Consider the following 25,632-nt stretch of genomic DNA (forward strand, 5'->3'; position numbering starts at 1 on the left):
AGTCAAACTCTGGGACATCTCTGGCAAACTCCTCAAAACTCTCAACGGGCATAGCAGTGTGAGTTTCAGCCCCGACGGCAAGACCCTAGCGACTGCAAGTTTAGACAGCACAGTCAAACTCTGGGACATCTCTGGCAAACTCCTCAAAACTCTCAAGGGGCATAGCGGTTCTGTCTTGGGTGTGAGTTTCAGTCCCGACGGCAAGACCCTAGCGACTGCAAGTTCTGACAGCACAGTCAAACTCTGGGACATCTCTGGCAAACTCCTCAAAACTCTCAACGGGCATAGCGGTTATGTCAGGGGTGTGAGTTTCAGTCCCGATGGCAAGACGATAGCCACAGCAAGTGATGACAGCACAGTCAAACTCTGGGACATCTCTGGCAAACTCCTCAAAACTCTCAAGGGGCATAGCAGTAGTGTCAATAGTGTGAGTTTCAGTGCCGACGGCAAGACCCTAGCGACTGCAAGTTTAGACAGCACAGTCAAACTCTGGGACATCTCTGGCAAACTCCTCAAAACTCTCAAGGGGCATAGCGGTGGTGTCTTAAGTGTGAGTTTCAGTGCCGACGGCAAGACCCTAGCGACTGCAAGTGATGACAGCACAGCTATTTTATGGGATTTTGATTTAGATAATTTATTAACCAGTGGTTGCAATTGGTTAAATAATTACCTAGCTACCCATCCAGATGTGCTAGAAGATCTCAAAGCCTGCCAAACTCCAGCTATTAAAAAAGAAGCCGCACCAGCATTAGTTGCCCAAGCTGAAGAATTAGCCCGAAAAGAAGATATTAATCTTGCTGTTGCCAAGTTCCGCAGAGCATTAGAGTGGAACCCCAGCTTAAAGCTTGACCCACAAGCAAAAGCACAGCAATTGGCAAATGCTTCAGCGCTAATTGAAAAGGGTGAGAAGTTAGCACAAGTGGGCAATCTTGAGGATGCAGTCGCAAATTTCCAGCAAGCATTGCAACTAGACCCCAGTTTAGACTTTCAACCAAAAACAAAAGCTGCTTCTGTATTAGTTGAGGCGGGAACAAGCTTTGTCAGACAGGATAAGTTTAAGGAAGCATTAGCAGCCTACACCAACGCCCAAAAATTTGACCCAGAAGTTGAAATCTCTGCCTATTCTTGGGACACACTATGCTGGCAAGGTAGCCTGCAAAAACAAGCCGCTGATGTCATGTTTGCCTGTAACCAAGCCGTCAAGCTTGACCCTAAAAATGGCTATATTCGTGATAGCCGTGGCTTGGCGCGGGCGCTAACAGGCGACTACCAAGGGGCAATTCCTGATTTTGAAGCCTACATCACCCAGGTTAACGATAAAGATACCAAAGTACAACGGCAACGCTGGGTAAAGGAACTAAAAGCTGGCAACAATCCTTTTACAGATGAAGAACTTAAACGCTTGCGGAATTAGTACGTAATGGGGCATGGGGCGGGGGGCAAGGGGACAAGGGGACAGGGGGACAAGGGGCATTGGTGTCAACTTAAGCTTAGATGCATATAGCGTAAGTCTTTAAGGTTCTCTCTCTTAGCACCATAAACTTTTAGATCCCCCCTAACCCCCCTTTTTAAGGGGGGAATTAGAATCTTAGCCCCCTTTTTAAGGGGGTTGGGGGATCAAATATCTTGATCAACAAAGCCTTTCACGTTAAGTTGACACTCATGGACAAGGGGACGAGGGGACAAGCGCTGGCTTTCTGTCAACATTCCTCTAAAATCCATATTGGGGTTGAGTGATGACAGAACGAGGATATGATTAATGACTAAACTAAAACTGATTTCAGAATATAAATGCTTTGGTGGCAAAGTCGGCTTTTACTCTCACTTTTCCTCAACCTGTAACGGAGAAATGCGCTTTAGCATCTATCAACCACCGCAAGCAACTCAACAACCTGTACCGATTCTTTATTTTCTCTCTGGTTTAACTTGTACTGAAGAGAATTTTATGGTCAAAGCAGGGGCGCAACGTTACGCGGCTGAGTACGGGTTAATGTTAGTCGCACCCGATACTAGCCCTCGCAATACTGGTATTCCTGGCGAAGATGACGAGTGGGATTTTGGTACAGGTGCAGGTTTTTATGTTGATGCTACAGCCCAACCGTGGCAAGCACACTACCAAATGTATAGTTATATCGTCCAAGAATTACCTGCTTTAATCACCGCAAACTTCCCCACTCAAACCGAAAAACAAAGTATATTCGGTCACTCTATGGGCGGACATGGGGCGTTAGTGTGTGCAATGAAAAACCCCACATTATATAAATCTGTCTCAGCCTTTGCACCTATCGTTGCACCTATGCGTTGCCCTTGGGGACAAAAAGCATTCAGCCGTTATTTAGGAAATAATCAAGAATCTTGGCGTGCTTATGATGCCACTGAATTAGTCAAGCAGGTAGGATATCACAGTTCGATTCTGATTGACCAAGGAACTGCTGATAAATTTTTAGCCGAACAATTACTACCAGAAGTGTTTGAGCAAGCTTGTACAGAAGTGAAGCAACCCCTAAACTTGCGTTACCAAGAAGGCTACGACCACAGCTATTATTTTATTGCCAGTTTTATCGCAGACCACATTCGCCATCATGCGATCGCCTTACAGCATTCTTGAAATGATGCAGTGGTAATTACTGACGTTCTTTCATCCCAAAGACGCGCCGGGAAATTGACTTCATCAAGCTAGGAAACAAATGAAAAGCTGCTGTCCACAATTTTGCTGTGCCTACGAGAACTTCAGATCGCTGATACTTGACTGCACTCCAAATTGCCTGCGCTACATCTTCAGGCTTTTCTAGCACAGGACTATGGAGTGCTTTGTCCACCAATTCATAACGCGCGTGAGCCGTTTCTTCATCCTCACCGCGAAATATTCCCCGTTCCATAAGATGGGTGCGGATGAAACTCGGATAAATTCCGCAAACTTGAATACCTTTAGGCGATAACTCTGCGTGCAGTGCTTTGGTCAACCCCGTTACGGCATACTTAGTAGTAGAATAAGGAACTTGGTAAGGAATCGGATTAATACCACCAATAGAACTGACATTTACGATTGTGCCACTTCTACGCTCTAAGAAATGAGGCAGGAGTGCATTGATAGTATGAATATAACCCCACAAATTGGTTGCGATCGCCTCTTGCCAATCAGTTAAGGTAAATTCTTCCACAGGCCCTAAAGTATAGATGCTGGCATTGTTAATGAGTACATCTATATGACCAAAGTGAGCGATCGCTTTATCAATCAGATTTTCCACTTGTACAGGATCTTTAACATCTGTAGAAATTGCGATCGCTTCTCGGCCAAGTTCGCGTATTTCTGCGGCGGTAGCTTCTAAGCGATCAAATTGACGAGCTGCCAGCACAACGTCATAATTTTGACGAGCAAACAGTAATGCTGTTGCCTTGCCAATACCCTGAGATGCACCTGTAATAATTACTGTCTTGGTCATAGAATTCACCTACAGCATTGATTTAATACCCCATGCAGATTAATACATCACTGCTGCGTCTTAATTTCGTTGAGTAACGCCTCGTCAGAGTAGTCTGTTTCCCATTTGCCTTGTAGCTTCAGCCGCACAGATTGTGCGCCGCCACTGGGAGTACAGACAACCCAGTAAGTATCTGGTTCTCCTTTGACTTGAGCAGCATTTCGAGTTTCTGCGTTATCAGAAACACCTGAAAATGCCTGAACACACGACCATGTAATTCCATCTGAATCTTTAATTTCTCGTTCCATCTGTTTGTTTTGGTAATTTTGCAAAAACAATCTATCTCAAGTTAACGTGAGCTAGGCAGAACCTCTGGGTTATCATCCAAACTGAGGAGAAATTGAATCAAATCTGTCTGCTCCCCAGGAGTAAAGCCAGCCTCTGCATCTACCCAGTAAGCGTGTCCACTGCCATCCACATTTGACTTTTGCAAATCTGAATTAGCTTGGTTAGCTGCAACTGCTACCTGACGGAGATTGCGGTCAACTAACACCCGTAAACTTGCCGCCGGATCGGGTAGGATATTTTGCATTAATGTACCAGCCATACCAATTTGGTCAGGGTTAGCAACCACAAAATGTCCGTCCTTGCCATCTTGCTTGAGTGCTTCAGCGCTAGCAGCCACGCCACCATCATGTAAATAAGGCGCAGTTAGATACAAGCCAATTAAGCTTGGTACTTTATAGCCTCCAGCAGAATTGTTAATACCAAAAGCTAACTCCTGTGCTTTCTTTGGCGTAATATCTGTAGAAACTTCTAGCACCGGAGGGTTAGATGGTAAAGGAACAGAAACGCTGTTGGGATAGGTTTGGGGTGTGGTGAAATTCTTGGCAAATGGCGCTAATGTAGGGGCCCGTGATGGCTGAGTGCCGATTTCGTTTTGGGCGATGACATCATGATTAGTAAAGTAGCGCCCACTATGACACTCTATGCAGCCAGCACGAGTAAATACAGCAGATCCCCTCTCTAGAGAGGCAACATCACTAATTGCAGTAGGTGGTGGAGCCAAAGTATTTTGCCAAGCGGACATTGCATTTAGCTGTTCGCCTACAGGAAATCCGGGAGAAGAAGCCATTAACCCATCCAACATAAACGGCGAACCTTGAGGATATCCAGGCATCCGAATCACTTCATTGATTGCAGGTTCCCCAGGAGTAGGATCGATTTTGTTGAAAAATTCTGAGGGTTTTGCGCCAGTGGGCAATTTAAAAGCCGGATTAGCCGCGTTTTGCAAAATCACGCCTAAATAGGTTTCCTTATCAATTCCTAATAAGGCTTGGCTAGCATCAGCACCATTTGTCCCGTCTGAATTAGTAGCATGGACATTGCTATTTAGGGTAGTCAAACCGTGAAACCAACCAACCGCAGAATGACCGCTCCAACCATAAGGCCAAGCGCCAAAAGTATAAGATGATGGAGTTTGCGAGGGATTATTTACTAAAGTGCCAGTTGAATCAAAATTACCCGGTGGCCAAGTAAGCAGTTTTGCATCAACTGCATCTTCTACGGCTTTAACATCTGGTAGGCGTGACTCTTGATTATCAGCGTTAATGTAAGTATGCTCACCTAAAGGAATTTGAGTGGGATTAACATCTGTTTGGCGAAACATTGCTGCTGAATTCGTTGCAAATGCCAAAACTAAACCAGTGTCTAGATCATTGTTTGGTGCGCCTTCTAAAATACGTCCGGTTTTACTCTCAACTGTGGCATGACATAAAGCACAGGTAATGCCGAATCTTAGCTTACCTTTAGTGATACTGGCACGCATACCCAGTGGTACAAGCGAATTTGCAGGTACGTCTAATCCTGTATTTAACAACGTACCTGCTTTGAAAGTGCGTCCACCAATTGTGACATCTTCATTTATGGGAATTTGGAGATTAGTTGTGTGCTTACCTCCAAGCCCAGCGATCGCCTGACCTACCGTTATCATATTAATCGGGCCATTCAGCACCCCAACTACATCAGTTTGAAAAATTTCATTCCCAAAAGTTTCCGAGTAAAAAGCGTCCCGACCCAGCTTTAAAGTTTCTTGAGTGACAGCAAATGCTCCATTTTCAGGTGATAGTTGTTTGCGCCCATCTTCTGTTTGTAGTAACCGTGTTGCCTCTTCTTTATTGATGCTGTATCCCAGAACATCATAGGAACCAATTTCTTGCGACGCAGCCTGTGTCTGAGGCGTAAAAGTATTGTATTTACTAGGAGTTACACCTAAAACTATTTCCAGTCTGTAGGCAAAGAAACTCACAAAAGTAACTAAAAATAACAAGATAGTAATACTGCGCCATCTATTTCTGAGAAACTGCTTTTTTGGCGTATTAGAATCTATGTTAATAGCTGGGTCAGTTTTTACCATTTTGATCACAAAGAGACGCATTTAAATTTAAGCGAAGCTTAAAAATAAAAACTTCACCCTTAAAGCTGATTCGTCAAGCGATACTTTCGCCAAAACGATAGGTACATAAATAGAAAAGGCTTTTGTATTAGAGATGTTTTTACAACAACTGGCAAACCTACAAAAGTCCATGTACAATACAGGCATTTGATCATTGGCAAAGTGTAGCTGCGAATGACCGCATCTACCGTGTGGTTTATTTACCAAAAATTGCTGTAATAAACTTCTTGCATAAATTTTATTTTTGTATATAAAACAACAGAGGCATACAGATAAATATCTGTGTGCATCTGCGTTTATCTGTGGTTACTTTTGCTCTTATTCGGATTTTGCAAGAAGTTTAATTAGTTCAGGTTTTATGCTTCAGCTTTTATCATTTACAAGCAGATTGAGCCAAGCGATCGCGCAATTTTTCCGCCACAACTTGTACATGGGGTTCGTTAAGTAAAGTCAAGTGAGATCCGGGAATATAATGGACATCTAATCCACCGCTGACCATATCACCCCAGCCATATTGAGGGTCAAATTTTTCACCTACTATACCATCACCCCGGTTCTGATCCTCAGTGCGAAGGACGAGCATTCGACCTGGGAAAACTTCATAAGTATATTTGTTGAGCATCTGGACATGATTTTCCATGATTTCTAGGTGCTGGTCAGTATCCGATAGCTTTTGGCTAATATCTACTAAATACTTAGGCTTGGCATTCGAGTAACGCTTGAATTTCTTTTTGAGATGATATGCGCCACTCTGGAGTAGTTGTTTACCCCACTTGCTCCAAATTTGAGTTCTTTGCCAAAGGTAGCTAGGCCCAAGTTTGATCAGATTATGGAAATGCTCAACAATTCGCTTTACAAATGGCGCTCGCTGACCAGCACCTGGACGACAAGTATCCAACATCACTAAAAGACCCACTTTTTCGCCTTGTCGCTCAAGTTGTTGAGCCATTTCGTAGGCAACTATACCCCCAAAAGAGTATCCTCCCAGAAAATAAGGGCCGTGGGGCTGAATGGATCGGATTTCTTGAATGTAGAGTGCTGCCATGTCTTCAATTCTGGGCAACAGAGGCTGTTTGCCGTCTAGTCCTGGTGATTGTAGCCCGTAAAATGGTTGATCTGCTCCCAAAGACATTGCCAATTCTCGGAAACACAGGACTTCTCCACCCAAACCATGAATACAGAAGAACGGAGGTTTAGAGCCGTTAGGTTGAATCGCTACCAGCGATGACCAAGCCGCAGTTGATTTATCCTGTTGCCCAGTAGTTAATGAAGCATGGTTTGTTTCTACTTCTTCTGGGCAGAGAATTTTGCCTAAAGCTTCTACAGTACCTGATTGGAACAGACACGCCAAAGGCAGACTTTTACCGAATGCTTGCTCAATTTCCCAAAACAGTTTTATTGCTAGTAGGGAATGCCCTCCTAAATCAAAGAAATTATCTGTAACGCCAATGGGCTGGACACCTAAAGCTTTTTCCCAAATCTCTACGAGTTGGCGTTCTACTTCATTACGTGGTGGAACAATGCTAGTTGCCTTCAGGCTCGATGTATCTGGTGCAGGTAAGGCACGGCGGTCTACTTTGCCGTTAGAGTTTAACGGTAGCTGATCTAAAAATACAAAGGTTGTAGGAACCATGTAGTCGGGTAGCTGCTCTCGTAAGAAACTACGCAATTCGTTGATAGTAGGTACTTGTTCTGAGTGAGCTACAACATACGCCACGAGCCGTTTGTCACCGGGAACATCTTCTCTAGCCATGACTAGAATTTGCTTGAGTGCCGGATGTTGCTCTAGTACAGTTTCAATTTCTCCCAACTCAATGCGAAAGCCCCGAATCTTAACTTGATAGTCCAGGCGACCGAGGAATTCAATATTGCCATCAGATAAATAGCGACACAAATCTCCAGTTTTATAGAGTTTGTCACTTGGCTGATTACTAAAGGGGTTGGCAATAAATTTTTCGGCTGTCAGTTCTGGTCGGTTGAGATAATCCCTAGCTAAACCATCACCACCAATATACAACTCGCCAGGAATGCCAATGGGTAGAGGTTGTAAGTTGCGATCGAGGATGTAAACTTGTGTATTTGAAATTGGGTGACCGATGGGAATAGAGCCACGAATCTTAGTATTTTTGTCTAAAGAATAGCAACAAGTAAAGGTTGTGTTTTCCGTGGGGCCATAGCCATTAATTAAGCGACATTCTCCGCCTGCTTGTAATAGTTTTTGCACATGAGGAACAGATAAAACATCTCCGCCAGCTAAAAGTTGCCGAACTTGTTTTAAATCTTCAACATATTCATCTACCATGAGGTGGAAAAGTCCGGCAGTAAGCCACGCTGTTGTGACACCGTAATGTTTCAGAGCTTGTGCTAATTCTGGTAAGGATGGGGTGTGCGGTGGCATGACAACAAGCTTGCCACCGTTGAGCAGACATCCCCAAATTTCAAAGGTGGAAGCGTCAAAAGAAACGGGAGCTAACTGTAAAAAAACGTCTTCTGGACTGAAATTGACGTAATTTGTGTCTTTGACTAAGCGCACAACACCCCGATGCAGTACGCTCACACCTTTGGGTTTGCCTGTAGAACCAGATGTATAAATAACATAAGCCAAGTTGTCAGGGGTAGTTTGAGTGACTGTATTTTCGTGGCTGTATTGGGTAATTACCTCAGCATCACTATCTAAGTAAACTACCTTTGCTTCACCCACAGGTAATTTTTCTATTAAATGCTGTTCAGTTAGCAAAACTTGTACCTGGGCATCCTCTAACATCAAACTCAAGCGCTCTTGGGGATATTTTGGATCTAAAGGTACATAAGCGCCACCTGCTTTTAAGATACCCAGTAATCCGACAATCATTTTTAAAGAGCGTTCTGCACACAATCCAACCATGACCTCTGACCCCACACCCAAGCTTTGCAAGTAGTGTGCTAACTGATTAGCTTGCTGATTCAACTGTTGGTAGGTAAGTTGCTGCTCTGCAAAGATTACAGCAATACTGTTAGGAGAACGTTCTACCTGTGCCTCGAATAATTGATGAATGCAAGCATATCTGGGATAGTCAGTTTGAGTATGATTCCACTCTTTAAGTAATTGATGTCGCTCGGCTGTGGTAAGTAATGGCAATTGGCAAATGTGCTGTGCTGGATTAGCAACAATACCCTCCAACAATGTCTGGAAATGTCTTAACATTCGGGCGATCGCCGCGTCATCAAACAAGTCGGTGTTGTATTCTACAGTGCCTTGAATGCCTGCGGCTGTTTCTTGGAGTTCAAATGTTAAATCAAACTTGGCTCTACCGCTATGAACTTCTAAGGGAGTTAAGGTCACTCCTGGCAACTGCAATGGTTGGCTCAAGGCATTTTGGAGGACAAACATCACCTGGAATAAGGGGTGATAACTTAAAGAGCGCTGTGGTTGTAGTTCTTCAACTAACTTTTCAAAGGGCAAATCTTGGTGAGCATAAGCATTCAATGCCATTGTCCGCACTTTTGCCAGTAGCTCGCGGAAAGTTGGGTTGCCTCCTAGATGACTCCGCATAACCAGGGTATTGACAAAAAAGCCAATTAACCCTTCGATTTCTTGATGATTACGACCAGCGATCGCAGAGCCAATCAATATATCTTCTTGCCCACTGTAGCGGTACAGCAGAGTCTGTAAGGCCGCCAACAATGTCATGAACAGTGTCACACCTTCTTGCTGTGAAAGTGCTTGCAGTGAATCGCTCAAATTCTGGGGCAATATCAAAGATTGCCTGTGACCTTGGTAAGTCTGGACTGGCGGACGGGGACGGTCAGTGGGTAACTCTAGTACAGGGGGAGCGCCTGCCAACTGCTGTTGCCAATATTGGAGTTGGTTTTGTAGTACCTCATCCGCTAGCCATTGGCGTTGCCAGACGGCATAATCGGCATACTGAATTGGTAATTGTATTAATGGGTTCGGTTTGTTACTAACAAAGGCTTGATATAAATCTGCTAACTGCCGCCAGAGGATACCCATTGACCAACCATCTGAGGCAATATGGTGCATCACTAATAGCAAGATATATTCTTGTGGCTCTATCTGTAGCAAGCAGCAACGCAACATCAAGTCTGATTTTAAGTTAAAAGGTCGTTGTGTTTGCTGTTGTAACAGTTGTTCGATTTGGTTATGGCGTTGAGTTGGCTCACAATCTTGCAAGTTGAACACTATCAGTTCAACGGGCCGCGGTTGCTGAATTACCTGTACTGGGTTGCCATCTAAGACAATAAAATTAGTTCGCAGTGATTCGTGGTGTGCAACAATTGCATCCAGAGATTGTTGCAGTACTGTCACGTTGAGGTCGCCTTGCAGGTGTAGTGCTTGCGCGATGTGATAAATTGCCTGACCTGAATCTAGTTGTTCCCAAAACCACATTCGCTGTTGGGCAAACGACAGAGGGAGCGACTTACGGTTGGCTAGTTTCGGAATTGTTTGTGGCTGGAGGTTAATACCCGCAGATTGATGCTGCTCAATTACTGGAGCTAACTCTGCGATCGCGGGGTAAGTAAACAAAGATTGCAATGGAATTTCAATTGAGAAAGTTTTACGGATACGCGAAATCACTTGAGTTGCCAGCAGAGAGTGTCCACCAAGAGCAAAAAAGTTATCTAGGACACCAATAGGCTGGACACGTAAAACCTCTTCCCAAATCTGGGTCAGTTGGCGTTCAACTGCATTACGGGGAGCAACAAAGGTAGCTTCTGGTTCTAGCCGCGAAAATTCTGGTGCGGGAAGGGCACGACGGTCTACTTTACCATTGGCAGTCACAGGTATTGCGGAAAGTAACACAAAAGCTGAAGGAATCATATACTGAGGCAGTTTTGTCAAGAGGTACTGCCGCAGGTCGCTCATCGTCGGTGCAGAGTCGGAATTGGCAACTAAGTAAGCAACTAAGCGTTGATCACCAGGAATATCTTCACGCGCAATTACCAAACTTTGGGCAACATTTGGATGCTGACTTAATACCGTCTCAATTTCCCCAGGCTCAATGCGGATACCACGAATCTTGAGTTGATGATCTCGACGACCGAGAATTTCTAATGAGCCATCTGGACGATAGCGACCCAAATCACCAGTATAGTAAAGCCAATCTTGTGGATCATTACCAAAAGGATTTTGGACAAACTTAGTCTTTGTTTCCGTAGCCGCATTGATGTAGCCCAAACTCCGAAATGGTGTACGCAGGACAATTTCACCGACTTCTGAGATGCCGCAAAGTTGGTTGTTGGGTGTGAATACCAATGCTTGGGTTTGCGGTAAAGGCCATCCTATCGGCTGTACCCCTGATGCAGAATCAGCCGGCACTTGGTAATAGCACTTTGCCAAAGTTGTTTCTGTCGGGCCGTAGAGATTAACAATTTCACCTGATGTGGGAAAAGCTTGCCGCCACTGCTCTACTAGTGTTTGTTTCAGCGGTTCTCCGGCTAAGAATAACCAGCGTAAGTTTTGCAACGAAATTCCAGATGGGATATTGGCTAACCATGATTGTGCTAACGAGGGAACTGTGTGCAGCACGGTAATCTGCTCACTTTCTAGGTAATGCAGAATTTTAGTTGGCTCTAAGTTATCTCCCTCTGGCGGCAGACACAAGGTTGCACCACTGGTCAAAGGTAAAAAGATATCTCTGAGGACGACATCAAAGGAGAGTCCTGTCAATTGCGCTACTCGGTCTTGCTTGCCAATCGCAAATGTCTGTCGTTGCCAGACCAGAAAATGTGCTAATCCTTTGTGACAACCCAATACTCCTTTGGGAACGCCTGTGGTTCCAGAAGTAAAGAAGATATAAGCTGCATCGTCAGCATCGATTTGCGGTAGTTCGATGAGTTGATTGTCATCTTGAGGCAGATTTAGCAATGCTCCTGTGTCTGGATGTATGCAGATGATAGTCAGCCTGTCCCATAGTTCCTGGTGTTGTGGGGGTTGAGCATCGATATATAAGATGTATTTCGCTTTTGCTTGCTGTAATATCAGCTGCTGACGCTCGCTAGGCAGTTTCGGGTCAATAGTTAGCAACACGCCTTTGCAATAAAGTACGCCTAACATACTGGCAATTAGCCCAAAGCTCTTTGTGCCAAATACGGCTACGACATCTCCCGACTCGACTTTGTTGCCTAGCATAACTCGCGCTAGGGCTTGAGCAGTTGTGCCTAACTCGCTATAGCTCCAAGTGCGATCGCCTTGACGCAGTGCGGTCTGTTCTGGGTTGTTGTTTACCTGTTGGGTAAACATTGTGGTCACCAATTCGTACTTTGGCTGTGGCAACACTACACTTGGCTGTGGCAGCAAAGCTTGAGCTTCTGGTGTGACTAAAGAATAGGAACTAATCTGGCTATCTGGGGCAGTGATAATCTGATTGAGCAAATGATGGAATTGATGCAGCATTTCCTTCATCCGCTCTGCATCAAACAGGTCACGATTGTAAACTAGCTTGAGATGAATTCCTTGTGGTTGTTCTTTAACATACAAGGTTAAATCAAATTTCGCAGCGGTTTCTGCTAGAGAAATAAAATCTACATCCAGACCAGGCAGATCCAGCGTTTTATCCTCCAAGTTGAGCATATTAAACAACACCTGAAACAAGGGGTTGCGGCTGGTATCTCGCTCTGGTTGAATTTCTGCTACTAGCTTTTCAAAAGGTAGATTTTGGTGAGCATAAGCACCTAAGGCCATCTGGCGTACTCGTTCTAGCAGCAAACGAAAACTGGGGTTACCAGCAAAGTTAGTCCGCAAAACTAATGTGTTGAGAAATAAACCGATGAGTTCTTCAATCTCTGCACGATTGCGACCGGCAATCGGTGAACCAATAAGAATATCTTCTTGTCCGGTATAGCGGTGCAGTAGTGCGCCAAAAGCCGCCAGCAAGGTCATAAATAGAGTGACACCTTGTTGACGTGAAAGTGCTGTAAGTGCTGTACTGAGGGTTTGGGGTAGCAACAGCGATTGGCTAGCCCCTCGATTAGTTTGAATTGGCGAGCGCGGACGGTCGGTGGGCAATTCTAGTACAGTGGTAGCACCCGCCAGTTGATTTTTCCAGTAGTCTAGTTCTGTTTCCAGCAGCTTCCCAGATAGTGATTGATGTTGCCAAACGGCAAAATCGGCATATTGGATGGGTAGAGGAGGCAGAGGAGAAGACTTACCGTGCAAAAATGCTTGGTAAACTGCTGCTAACTGCTGCCAGAAAATACCTGTAGACCAGCCATCACTGGCGATGTGGTGTATAACCACTAGGAGAATGTGGTCTTGTTGGTCTATCTGGAGCAAGCTGGCTCGCAGCATTAAGTCTGATGTTAAGTCGAAGGGTATTTGCGCTTCTTGGTTGAGGATTTGTTGTAAATGCTGCTGGCGATCGCTTTGATTATGAGAACGCAAGTCGATTATTCTCAATTCTACCGACCTGGGTAAACCGATTACCTGAATAGGGTTACCATCATCTGATGTGATAAAAGTAGTTCTGAGGATCTCATGATGAGCAACAATTGCATCCAAAGATTGTTGCAAAACAGGTATATTTAAATCACCCTGCAAGCGTAGTGCTTGGGGAATTAAATAAGTTGGGTTATTTGGCTCTAACTGTTCTAAAAACCATAGTCTTTCCTGAGCAAAGGATAATTGTGCTGACTCCCGATTGGCTAGTTGCGGAATCAGCTGGTTTTGCTCATCACCTATGTTAATTTGACTATTGCCAATTACTTCGGCTAACCCAGCTACGGTGGGATTTTCAAATAGCGATCGCAATGAAATATCAATCGCCAAGGCTTGGCGGATACGTGACATCACTTGCGTTGCTAGCAAAGAATGCCCACCCAACTCGAAGAAGTTGTTATTGATACCTACCTGCTCTACACCCAAAACTTCACTCCAGATGCCTGCTAAGATTTCTTCCGTGGGATTGCTGGGAGGAACAAAGTTAGTGTCTAATGGAATACTGGATGTATCGGGCCCAGGTAAAGCACGACGGTCTACTTTACCATTAGATGTTAATGGCAACACTTCCAGCATCACGAAAGCCGCAGGTATCATATATTCAGGCAGCTTGTCTTTAAGGAAGCTACGCAGTTCACTAATAGTAATTGTTGAGACGGAGTTAGGGACGATATATGCCACTAACCGCTTATCCCCAGGAATATCCTCCCGTACAATTACTACTGTTTGTTGCACTGTTGGGTGTTGATTCAGTACAGCTTCTATCTCTCCCAACTCGATGCGGAAGCCACGAATCTTAACTTGGTGGTCAATGCGGCCAAGGTACTCTAAGTCTCCATTAGGTAGATATCTTGCTAAGTCTCCAGTTTTGTAGAGTTTTGCTTTGGAGTCATTGTTAAAGGGATTAACAACAAAAGCTTTAGCAGTCAAATCAGCACGATTGAGATAGCCACGAGCTAAACCTGCGCCTCCCACATACATTTCTCCAGGAACGCCAACAGGAACTAACTGTTTGTGCTGATCAAGCACATATACCTGCAAATCAGGAATTGGGCTACCAATAACGCTACCTGCACCTTGCTCCAAATCTACTGTTGTGATTGGGCGATAGGTAACATGGACGGTGGTTTCTGTAATCCCATACATATTCACCAACCTGGGAGACTCGTCCCCGTGACGAGTGAACCAAGGTTTTAAGCTTTGAAGTTCCAATGCTTCCCCACCAAATATTACCCAACGCAAAGCCAGGTTACCGGGTTGAGTAATGGTCTGCTCAGTTCGGATCAATTGCTGGAAGGCTGAAGGAGTTTGATTGAGAACTGTAACTTGTTCTTTGCACAGTAAGTCATAGAAGGCTTCAGGAGAACGGCTAACCCAATAAGGCACTACAACTAACCGTCCGCCGTAAACTAAAGCGCCCCAAATTTCCCACACTGAAAAGTCAAAGGCAAAGGAATGGAACAAAGTCCAAACATCCTGTTGGTTAAAGTGATACCAATGTTCGGTGGCGTTAAATAAGCGGACAACATTGGAGTGATTAATTAATACTCCTTTGGGCTTACCTGTGGAGCCAGAAGTGTAAATTATATAAGCTAAATTTTCGGATGTAGCTAAAGTTGTGGGGTTTTGTGAATTCTGTTGGGTGAGGATTTCCTCGTCAGAATCTATGCACAAAACTTGAGCGTGATGTTCGGGAAGATTATTTAATAGTCGCTGTTGCGTCAGTAGCACTGATACTTGAGCATCTTCTAATATAAAAGCGAGGCGCTCAACAGGATAATTAGGATCAAGTGGTACATAAGCTCCACCTGCCTTGAGAATGCCCAAAATCCCGATTATCATTTCTAAGGAGCGTTCTACACAGATGCCAACGAGTACATCAGGCCCGACACCGAGATTTTGTAGGTAGTGTGCTAGTTGATTGGCTTTGATATTCAACTCACGATAAGTGAGATGTTGTTCCTCAAACACCACTGCTACGGCATTAGGTCTAAGCTCTACCTGCTCTTCAAACAACTCATGGATACACTTATCCCAAAGATATTCCGCTTCGGTATTGTTGCACTTGCCCAGCAGTTGTTGTTGCTCATCTAGCGTGAGTAGAGGCAATTTTGAAACGTGCTGTTCTGGGTTAGCAACAATACCCTCCAGTAGCGTTTGGAAATGTCCTGCCATACGAGTAATTGTGCTGGCATCAAACAAATCGGTGTTGTATTCCCAGATGCCAACAAGTACTCCTGCCTGCTCTTGCATTGACAGGGTTAAGTCTAATTTTGTGTTCCCTACCTCCAGTTCCAGCGGAGCCTCAGTTAAACTTGGTGGTTCTAGCTTTTGTCGAGGCTGCTCTTGAAATTCAAACATCACCTGGAACAGAGGATGATAACTTACGGAGTGTTCTGGTCTTAGTTCCTCTACCAGTTTCTCGAAGGATAAATCTTGATGATTATAGGCATTTAAGACTATTGAATGGATTCGGCCCAATAATTCCCGAAAACTGGGATTACCTGATAGATCAGTGCGTAATACTAGAGTATTGCTAAATTCAGCCAACCCCTGCAATTCTGGATGATGGTGTCGGGAAATTGGAGAACCAACAATGATGTCTTCTTGTCCGCTATAGCGATGCAGTAAGCTCTGGAATGCTGTGAGCAAGGTAATGAATAAGCTGGCTTCTTCCTGATGGCAGAGATTTTTGAGCGATTTAGTTAGGTTTTGGGGCAGTACCACCAATTTCTTTGCACTTTCGTAGGACGGTACTGGCGGACGAGGACGGTCAGTGGGTAACTCTAGTACTGGTGGAGCATCTGCTAACTGCTGTTGCCAATATTGAAGTTGGTTTTGCAGTAGTTCACTAGATAGAGATTGGCACTGGCAAACGCCATAGTCGGTATATGCTTGAGCGATCGCAGATTTACTTTCTAAGTAAACCTTTGCCCCAACTATGAGTGGCAAGAAAATTTCTAGCACAGCTATATCTAAAGACAATGTTGTCATTGCCAGCAAGATTTCTTCAGAGGTAAGTCCCGGCTGTTGTGCTATTGAAGTGAAGAAATTGACTACCGCTTGATGAGGAATAGGTACACCTTTGAGTTTATCTGTCGAATTAGATGTGTAGATGGTGTAAGCCAAGTTAGCAGGTGTAACTTGGCTATCTATATTATTTTGACTTTGTGAGGCGATCGCCTGCCAATCACTGTCTAGGCATACTACTTTGGCTTGATTAAATAAAAGTTTGAAACCCAGTTCGCTATCAGTTAAAAGTATTGCCAATTGAGAATCTTCAAGGATTAAACCTAAATGCTCTTGGGGATAAGCTGGATCTAACAGCACATACGCTCCTCCCGCTTTGAGTACACCCAACAACCCTACTACCATCTCTAACGAGCGTTTCATACAAATACCAACCAGTACTCCTGGAACAACTCCTAATTTTTGTAAGTAATGTGCGAGCTGGTTGGCTTTGTTATTTAATTCCCGGTAAGTCAATTGCTGGTCTTTAAATACCACAGCTACTGCATCCGATGTATGTTCTACTTGAACCTCAAACAGATCATGAACACATTTATTTTGAAAATACTTAAATTTTGTATTGTTACATTCAACTAACAGTTGAAGCTGTTCAGTCGTGTTGTTGATTCTCAAGAATTCTACTAATAACATATTTTGCATCCTATAGAAGTTATTGATTGTTATTTATATACTTTGATATCAAGACATCAAAATCTTTTTTGCATAAATTACAAGAATTGAACTAACTAATTTAGATTTAATAAAATTTATATTTATATATAATGGCAAAGGAATAGGTTAGTTTAATTTTATTCCATCAAAATACTAGAGATTTTTTTGCCAACTACATTTAGTTTTAATTTACATTGAATTTTAGGACTGATACTATTTATAATTAAATAATACCCTCTAAAATGCTATATAAATACTTATATTATAGTTAGTATCGAACTTGGGTTTTTACAGTATAACCTGCATATTATAGCTAATAATAAAGTTGGAATTTTAGATTCAAAGATGGCCAAAATTTAAACTTTTAGCCTTAAAACTGGACTTTTTTTTGAAAATAGCCTCAAATAAATTTCAAATTTATAGGGAGAAGCATAATGTTTTATCTGTTACCAATTATTTTGACAAATTTCGCTACACCTCTATTAGGATATTAAGATTGATCCTATGGCATTTATCGCATTTTGCGATTCTAACTAAAGGAATATATGTTGTTAGCGTATTACAGTTTTACAAATTGCTAGAGATTAAATAGTCTAACAAAATTGATAGTTTCAGATTTTATTACCTTTTTAAATAAGGCAACAAAAGGATAAGCTGGTTTAGAATTATCCAAGCTAGCCCAAGATTCGACCACCAAAATCTCTAATAAACTAATTATTTTAATGCAATAGGAAACTAGCGCAAAATATGGTAAATCTATTAGCTATATAAAATACGCTAAATTTCAATAAATATAAAATTTTTTAAGGTCTTTGAAATAAAAACCTAGTTAACAAGCATCATGGAATTTCCCTAATTATCCCTGTTAATGTATCCTCTGCCCGTATTTGGTTAAAAATACAGTGCTTATGATTAAGCAGAGCTTTTATTGTAAGTAAATCTTTAGTCTAAAAGCATAAGTGTAGTGTTTAATAACAGAATCTAAATGCTTGATAAAAAATTTTCATACAATTATTACCTTAGTTTATTAAAACCAAGGTAATCTATGTAACATAGCTATGGTAGTTGCCTGTATCTAATCGGTAAAAACCAAAAGTTTGATACTAATTTAAGTCAGAACAGAAACTGTAGCAGAAACGGCAATATTCACTAATATTGCAAGCGTTTCGTCAATTGCTTAACAGTGTTCTTAATTAATAATTGTCATAAAAACCTTCAATACGCAATATTACTGACGCTATTTCATAAAAATTTTATATAAATAAATACCTTATGAAGATGCTAACATCATATTTGCTGCTTAATACTTGCATTAAGTTAAGGTTATGTAAATATTAAAGTTATAGCTAGGTTAAAAGTAAACAGTAATACCTGTATTTACTCAGGCAGTGGAAGAGTTTGTAACTTAGATTATTTGATGACGAGGCATCCACCATCAGGCGATCGCCTAAAGCCAAAAGATAAAGTATAAAATAATTTATTCTGGATAATTAAGTAATTAACTGCCCTGATTGTGCATCAGCAGATTGGCTCAAGTAAAGCTTTAATTTTTCCGCAACAACTTGTACATAAGGTTCATTAAGCAAAGAAAAGTGAGAACCAGGAATGCGATGAATATCTAGTCCGCCAGTCACAATGTCGCCCCAGCCGAATTGAGGATCGTATTGTATACCTACAGCATTGACCCGAAGCTGATCATCAGTCCGGAAAAGCACAGCGCGGCCAGGGTAAGGTTGGAAAGTATATTTGCTGATAGCCGCAACATTAGCGTCAGTGATTTCGAGATGTCGGTCAGTGTCCCACAAATAAGACTGAACATTCAAGTAACGCTGAGATTTCTGCTTGAAAGAGTAGATTATACTTTTGAGCAAGTGTTGACTCCACTTGCGCCAAACCTGAGTTCTTTGCCAAAGATAATCAGGCCCAAGTTGTAGAAGATTATTCAGATGTTGAGCCAGTCGCTTTACAAATGGCAAACGCACATCATAACCAGGACGACAACTATCAAACATCACTAACAAAGCTACTTGTTGACCTTGCCTATGCAGTTGCTGCGCCATCTCAAAGGCAACATTACCTCCAAACGAATAACCACTAAGAAAATAAGGTCCAACCGGCTGAATCGTTTGAATTTCTTGAATGTAGTGTGCCGCCATATCTTCCACGCGAGTCAAAGGCGGCTGTTTTCCATCTAGTCCTTGTGGTTGTAATCCATAAAATGGTTGGTCTGTGCCCAAGTGCATTGCTAATTCTCGGAAACACAAAACTTCGCCGCCTACTCCGTGGACACAAAATAATGGTGGCTTAGAACCTTTGGGTTGAATTGGCACTAGAGATGACCAAGTTGTTTTTGCTGAAGCTTTGTTTGTTTCGAGTTGTTCTTGACAAATGATTTGAGCTAAAGCCTCGACAGTTGGTGATTGAAACAGAATCGCTAGAGGCAGATTTTGTCCGAATGTCTTTTGTATTTGCCAAAACAGGTTGACTGCTAGCAGAGAATGACCACCTAACTCAAAGAAGTTATCCCTGATGCCAATCGGCTGAATACGTAAAACTTCTTCCCATATCTGTATCAGTTGGCGTTCGGCTGCATTACGAGGAGCAACATAGGTCGCTTGTGGTTCTAGCCGCGAAAATTCTGGTGCGGGTAGGACACGACGGTCTACTTTACCGTTAGGGGTTAAAGGCAGGTCTTTCAAGATTACAAAGGAACTAGGTATCATGTAATCGGGTAAAGTTTGCTTGAGAAAGCTACGCCATTCGTTGATTGTTGGTGTTGGCTGGGAGCTAGGGACGATATATGCTACAAGGCGCTTGTCGCCAGGGACATCCTCCCGTACAGTCACCGCTGTCTGTTCTACTATAGGATGCTGACTGAGTGTGGCTTCAATTTCTCCCAACTCAATTCGGAAGCCACGAATTTTGACTTGATTATCAACTCGTCCAATCAACTCAATGTTGCCATCCGGTAGATAACGCGCTAAATCTCCAGTTCGATAAAGACGAGTGCCAGGTTCTTTGCTAAAGGGGTTATTTATAAATTTTTCGTTAGTTAGTTCTGGTCGATTGAGATAGCCTCGCGCCAAACCGACTCCCCCAATCACTAACTCTCCCGCTTGCCCAACCGGAACTACGTTAATTGATTGGTTTTGGTTTTCTGGATTCTGGTCAATTAGATAAATTTGGGTATTGGCAATTGGTTTACCAATCAAAATTGGAGTATCTCCAACTTCTACCCGGTAAATGGTTGACCAGATGGTTGTTTCTGTAGGGCCGTACATATTCCAAACCGCACCGTTCCTAGAAAGGAGTTGATTAGCCAAGCTTCTAGTCATGGCTTCGCCACCACAAAGAATTTTTAAATTTTGGTTGCCCTGCCAATTTGCTGCTATCAGCATTCGCCAAGTGGCAGGGGTAGCTTGCATTACGGTTGCCCCAGATTCTGCCAGCAGTTTGATTAACTGATTTGCATCTGCTGCTACTTCTCGACTTGCTAAAACAACCTTGGCTCCGACTGTGATGGGTAAGAAAAGCTCTAAAACAGCTATGTCAAAAGAGATGGTTGTCACCGCCAGCAAAACATCCGCAGCAGTAAGTCCCGGCTCTTGCTTCATAGAAGCTAAAAAATTAGCTACCGCTTGATGTAGAATTTGTACACCCTTGGGTTTACCCGTAGAACCTGATGTGTAGATTGTGTACGCTAAGTTGCCAGGTGTGACCTTGCTAGCTGTATTTTCCTGGCTTTGTTGAGCTATTGCTTGCCAATTACTATCAAGGTAAACTACTTTGCCTTGATGAGATGGAAGTCGAGAAAACAGTTTGCTTTGCGTTAAAACTATTGTCAATTGAGAATCTTCCAGCATGAAAGCTAAACGCTCTTGCGGATATGCGGGGTCTAAAGGTACATAAGCTCCACCTGCCTTGAGTATCCCCAGCAGTCCTACTATCATCTCTAAAGAGCGTTCCATACAAATACCAACTAGTACTTCTGGAGCGACTCCTAACTTTTGTAGGTAATGTGCAAGTTGATTGGCTTTGGTATTTAATTGTTGGTAAGTTAATTGCTGGTCTTTAAACACCACAGCTACTGCATGAGGTGTACGCTTAACTTGCGCTTCAAATAATTCATGAATACATTGATCTTGGAGATAATCAAATTTAGTGTCATTCCATTCCACGAAGATTTGATGCTGTTCGCTAGCTGTCAGTAATGGTAATGCTGAGATGTTTTGTTCTGGGTTGGTAACAATCTCTGCCAACAACGTCTGCCAATGCTCAATCATCCGAGTGATGGTGGCAGCATCAAATATGTCGGTATTGTACTGTATCTTACCCTTGATACCTTTGGGTGTTTCTAACACTTCTAAGGTGATGTCAAATGCTGACTTGTGAGTATTAAGTTCTCTAGGTGCGATGGTTAATCCTGGTAATTCCAAATCTTGGTAAGAAGTATTTTGCAGGATAAACATCACCTGGAATATGGGGTGATAACTTAAAGAGCGCTTTAGTTGCAGCTCTTCAACCAGTTTCTCGAACGGTAAGTCTTGGTGATGATAGGCTTCTGTAGCTCTGTGGCGCACTCTTTGCAGCAATTCTCGAAAACTGGGATTACCCGACATATCACTGCGTAATGCCAAAGTATTGACAAAAAAGCCGATTAACCCTTCAATTTCTTGATGATTACGTCCAGCGATCGCCGAGCCGACTAAGATATCTTCTTGTCCGCTATAACGATATAGTAAAGTCTGGAAGGCTGCCAGCAATGTCATAAACAGTGTCACGCTTTCTTGTCGTGATAATGTTTGCAGTGATTGGCTTAGATCCTGGGGTATGGTAAAAAATTGGCTTTCGCCTTGATATGTCTGAATTGGCGGGCGAGGACGGTTAGTAAATAATTCTAAGACTGGTGGAGCGTCGGCTAACTGCTGTTTCCAATAGTTAAGTTGCTTTTCTAGTATTTCACCAGTTAGCCATTGGCGTTGCCAAACGGCATAGTCAGCATACTGAATAGGTAATTTTGGTAGAGGATTCGGTTTGTCACTGATAAAGGCTTGATATAAAGAAGCCAACTCTTGCCACAGAATATTCGTCGACCAACCATCACTGGCAATGTGGTGCATTACCAATAGCAAGATGTACTCTTGTTGGTCTATTTGTAGTAAGCAGCTACGCAGCATTAAGTCTGATGCGAAGTTGAAGGGTCGTTGCGTTTGCTGTTGTAGTAACTGTTCGATTTGGGCAAGGCGTTCGCTAACAGGTATATCCTTGAGGTTAAATTCCAGTAATTCTACTGTTTGGGGTGGTTGAATAACTTGTACTGGGTTGCCATCTTGCACAATAAAGTTAGTGCGTAATGCTTCGTGGCGGGCAACAATGGTATCCAGCGATTGTTGCAGTACTGTAATGTTGAGGTCGCCTTGTAAATGCAGTGTCTCAGCAGTGTGATAAATTGAACTGCCTGGCTGTAGTTGTTCCCAAAACCACATTCGCTGCTGGCCAAAGGACAGAGGTATTGACTCGCGGTTGACTAGCTTGGGAATTGTTTGTAACTGAAAATTAATATCCGTAGACTGATGTTGATCAATGATTACTGCTAACCCAGCTACAGTGGGATTTTCAAATAGCGATCGCAATGAAATATTTACTGTCAAGGCTTGACGGATGCGGGAAATGACTTGCGTTGCTAACAGTGAATGTCCCCCCAACTCAAAGAAGTTGTCGTGGATACCTACCTGCTCCACACCCAGAACTTTACTCCATATACCTGCTAAAATTTCTTCCGTGCGATTGCTAGGTGGAACGAAGTTAGTGTCTAATAGGATACTATATGCATCAGGTGCAGGCAAGGCACGACGGTCTACTTTACCGTTAGGTGTTAAGGGCAAGTCTTCCAAGATTACAAATGAACTAGGTACCATGTAATCGGGTAAGGTCTGCTTGAGAAAGCTACGCCATTCGTTGATTGTTGGCGCCGGCTGGGAGTTAAGGACAATATATGCTACAAGCCGTTTGTCACCAGCAATGTCCTCTCGTGCAATCACCACTGCCTGTTTTACTACAGGATGCTGACTGAGCGTGGTTTCAATTTCCCCAAGTTCAATGCGAAAGCCACGAATTTTCACCTGGTGATCAATACGCCCTAAAAATTCGATATTGCCGTCTGGTAGATAACGCGCTAAATCACCAGTTTTGTATAGGCGCGCTCCTGGTTCGTTGCTAAATGGATTGGAAATGAACTTCTTATCGGTTAGCTCTGGAAGATTGAGATAGCCTCGTGCTAAACCAATACCACCAATGTGCAGTTCGCCTGGTTCTCCAACAGGGACAGGCTGCAAATCTTCATTCAGGATATAAATTTGTGTATTCGCAATCGGGCGACCAATAGGAGCAAAAATATAATTAGTTCCAGGTTGGCAAGTCCAGGATGTGGCATCTATGGAAGCTTCTGTTGGCCCATAACAATTAACCAAAACATTATCTAACTTCAGATAAGCACAGAATTTATTTATCAGTTCAATTGGTAAAGCTTCGCCACCACTAGTAACGTGTCTGAGAGATTGGCAATTTTCGATTCCTTTTTCCTCTAGTAAGACGCGTATTACCGATGGTACTAAAGCAATAATTGTGATTTGCTGCTCGATAATCGTTTGCACAAGGTAGGCAGTGTCACTATGCCCACCTGGACGAGCCATAATCAACTGTCCTCCAAACGACAAGGGCCAAAAGATTTGCCATACAGAGGGGTCGAAGCTAAAAGAAATTGTCTGTAAAACTTTGTCTTGTTCGGTTATTTTAAAAGTTGTTTGTCGCCAGTAAAGTGTATTGCAGATACTACGATGGGAAATCATTACACCTTTAGGTTGTCCTGTCGAACCTGATGTGTATATGACATAGCTCAAGTTCTCAACAGTTACTTCAGTTGCAAGATTTTCTTGGCTGTTGTGGGCAATCACTTCCCAATCTGAGTCCAAGCAAACAACTTGTGCCTTGTGACTAGCTAAATTTTTGGCTAATTGCTCTGTAGTTAGGATGATGGATGTCTTAGTATCTTCTAAAATGAAGCCTAAACGCTCTTGGGGATATGCTGGATCTAACGGCACATAAGCTCCACCTGCCTTGAGTATACCCAGCAGCCCTACTACCATCTCTAAGGAGCGTTCTATACAAATACCAACTAATACTTCTGGACGAACTCCTAACTTTTGTAGGTAATGTGCAAGTTGATTGGCTTTGGTGTTTAATTGTTGGTAAGTTAATTGCTGTCCTTCAAACACCACAGCTATTGCATCAGGTGTACGCTTAACTTGCCCTTCAAATAATTCATGAATACAAAAAGCATTGGTATAAAGTGTTTCGGTATCATCCTGTTCCTGTATAACTCGAACAGCATTGGTAACCATTAAACTATCTAGTTGAAGATTTGGTTGATAGTCTAATTTATTGCTAGTTGTATTCATAGTGAATTGCTATTATCTTGTTGTAATCAAAACCAAACTAATTGTTTTTGTTTTAGTTGTTTTTTTGCTAACGCTAATGCTTGATTAGCATTAATAAAATTATTTTCATTTTTAAATTCTTTATCGAAGCGCTTTAAATAAGCTTCGAGATATTTCACCCGCAAGCTTGGATCATCTGCACTTTGAAGAAAAGGAAGATCAGATTCAACCATAAAACGAATAGCTAATATGGGTATTGGGCTACGAAGAGGACGAAAATTAAGATTATGCAAACCAGGCGTTTCATTACGTTTATGAAATTCTCCTAGCATCAGCCCTGACTCAACAAACAAAAGTTTAAGTTGCTTTTGTACACTATCAATTATGCTAGGAGCATCTTCATGCTTAACATCAGGAAAAATTAGTATGATAGCTTTATTTAGAGCATCTTCAGTTTCTCTTGGCTCTAATGCTAAAAAAGTATCTCGGTAAGCTAGAACTATATCTTGAATTTGTTTGTGAACTAGATTGTTAATACGAATAACTTTGAGGCGAATGTAGTTTAATTTTAATGCTTTAGGTACAAATGGACAAACAGGGCCAGGCCTACCCAAATCGGGATGAGGTCTAGCCAAAAAAGTTTTCATCCATTGCCAAATTTCTACTAGGTACGGCAGATCTTGCTGGAGTTGGTCAATTTCATCAGGTGTATATAGTTGCATCTTATTCCTATAAACCGAGGTTGCTTGTCTGAGTTTATTAAATAGAAATATTTCTCATATAGAGTAAGTTAAATTACTACAAATCAAACAAAACCTACACTATATACTTCTATAACCCTGTTAGTATGTTTTTGCTTTGTATATAGTTAATAGCATAAATAGGTTTATTAAAATTTTGAATTTATCGTAAATCAGCTTGGTTAAATAATATAATTAGATGAAGTGTGTAATAGCAAAACTTGGATATGTAGCAACAAAGTAATAGCAATTAACCACCTCAAATATATGAAAATTTTTGTGTATCTGAAATCAAGGCTAAACTAGCCATATTACAGTTAAAATGGCAGTCTATTAACAGCCAAAAGCCTTTTAATATCCATTAGTTATTTACATAAAATTCCCTAAATTATAATAATTAGGTTAATTTTGGGAAATTTTATGTAAGAAGATTATTTGCAGATAGATACTGAACTGCTAAATC

At 42.4% G+C, this 25,632-nt stretch carries 7 protein-coding genes and 1 pseudogene; 2 read left to right on the plus strand and 6 right to left on the minus strand.

Annotated elements, in window-relative coordinates:
• Nucleotides 1–1,414, plus strand: a 1,414-nt coding sequence (locus tag AC5JL8_RS23405) for a WD40 repeat domain-containing protein (RefSeq protein WP_495882071.1), incomplete at its 5' end; no start/stop codon positions are given.
• 345 nt (nt 1,415–1,759) lie between these two features.
• Nucleotides 1,760–2,608, plus strand: a complete 849-nt coding sequence (gene fghA / locus AC5JL8_RS23410) for an S-formylglutathione hydrolase (protein ID WP_495882072.1) — start codon at nt 1,760–1,762, stop codon at nt 2,606–2,608.
• A gap of 16 nt (nt 2,609–2,624) precedes the next feature.
• Here the strand turns inward: fghA and AC5JL8_RS23415 are convergent, their stop codons facing one another.
• The 6 genes and pseudogenes from AC5JL8_RS23415 to AC5JL8_RS23440 all read right to left on the minus strand — a co-directional run bounded on the left by AC5JL8_RS23415 (nt 2,625) and on the right by AC5JL8_RS23440 (nt 25,151).
• Nucleotides 2,625–3,443, minus strand: a complete 819-nt coding sequence (locus AC5JL8_RS23415) for an SDR family NAD(P)-dependent oxidoreductase (protein ID WP_495882073.1) — start codon at nt 3,441–3,443, stop codon at nt 2,625–2,627.
• A gap of 47 nt (nt 3,444–3,490) precedes the next feature.
• Nucleotides 3,491–3,730 carry a hypothetical protein gene (locus tag AC5JL8_RS23420; protein WP_495882074.1) on the minus strand — a complete coding sequence of 80 codons (240 nt, stop codon included), beginning with the start codon at nt 3,728–3,730 and terminating at the stop codon, nt 3,491–3,493.
• Between the two features lie 41 nt (nt 3,731–3,771).
• Nucleotides 3,772–5,838, minus strand: a complete 2,067-nt coding sequence (locus AC5JL8_RS23425; RefSeq protein ID WP_495882075.1) for a hypothetical protein — start codon at nt 5,836–5,838, stop codon at nt 3,772–3,774.
• 412 nt (nt 5,839–6,250) lie between these two features.
• A pseudogene (locus AC5JL8_RS23430) lies at nt 6,251–16,963 on the minus strand (non-ribosomal peptide synthetase); the annotation flags it as partial.
• 1,520 nt (nt 16,964–18,483) lie between these two features.
• A complete protein-coding gene (locus tag AC5JL8_RS23435; RefSeq protein ID WP_495882076.1) occupies nt 18,484–24,450 on the minus strand; it encodes an amino acid adenylation domain-containing protein in 5,967 nt (1,988 codons plus the stop codon).
• 26 nt (nt 24,451–24,476) lie between these two features.
• On the minus strand, nt 24,477–25,151 hold the full coding sequence (locus AC5JL8_RS23440; protein WP_495882077.1) for a DUF6875 domain-containing protein: 675 nt from the start codon (nt 25,149–25,151) through the stop codon (nt 24,477–24,479).
• Nucleotides 25,152–25,632: the final 481 nt, after the last annotated feature.

Source organism: Mojavia sp. (assembly GCF_059505145.1).

What these genes read in the sequence shown, in the direction of transcription:
- fghA (WP_495882072.1), top strand. Translation starts at nt 1,760, where the DNA reads ATGACTAAACTAAAACTGATTTCAGAATATAAATGCTTTGGTGGCAAA.
- AC5JL8_RS23435 (WP_495882076.1), bottom strand. Translation starts at nt 24,450, where the DNA reads ATGAATACAACTAGCAATAAATTAGACTATCAACCAAATCTTCAACTA.
- AC5JL8_RS23420 (WP_495882074.1), bottom strand. Translation starts at nt 3,730, where the DNA reads ATGGAACGAGAAATTAAAGATTCAGATGGAATTACATGGTCGTGTGTT.
- AC5JL8_RS23415 (WP_495882073.1), bottom strand. Translation starts at nt 3,443, where the DNA reads ATGACCAAGACAGTAATTATTACAGGTGCATCTCAGGGTATTGGCAAG.
- AC5JL8_RS23440 (WP_495882077.1), bottom strand. Translation starts at nt 25,151, where the DNA reads ATGCAACTATATACACCTGATGAAATTGACCAACTCCAGCAAGATCTG.
- AC5JL8_RS23425 (WP_495882075.1), bottom strand. Translation starts at nt 5,838, where the DNA reads ATGGTAAAAACTGACCCAGCTATTAACATAGATTCTAATACGCCAAAA.